Origin of the sequence: Ciceribacter ferrooxidans (genome assembly GCF_004137355.1) — a bacterium.
GTDB lineage: Bacteria > Pseudomonadota > Alphaproteobacteria > Rhizobiales > Rhizobiaceae > Allorhizobium > Allorhizobium ferrooxidans.
Genome location: NZ_SDVB01000062.1, coordinates 1 through 250, shown reverse-complemented (window position 1 = coordinate 250; position 250 = coordinate 1). Strand labels below are relative to the sequence as shown.

Genomic DNA, 250 nt, shown 5'->3' with positions numbered 1-250 from the left:
GCGGGAATGCCCTCTTTATAGACAAAAACCTCAAACTGCTCCAGTCGTTTTTAGATGACGTCAGCAAAAATTATGCGTCGGAGGCATTCTCTACTGACTTCGAGAAATCCGATGAAGCAAAGCAACAGATCAACAGCTACGTGGAAAGGAAAACCAACGGGAAGATTGCAGAGTTGCTCAGCAGTGTAGCCAAGGAGTCGAAGTTAGTCCTTACTAATTACATTTATTTCAGAGGGAAGTGGGACAAACC

General features: G+C 44.4%; 1 protein-coding gene. It reads left to right on the top strand.

Annotation, left to right across the window (positions count from 1 at the left end; all coding sequences use genetic code 11):
• A partial coding sequence (locus EUU22_RS01505) for a serpin family protein (RefSeq protein ID WP_205687818.1) occupies positions 1-250 on the top strand: 250 nt, incomplete at both ends.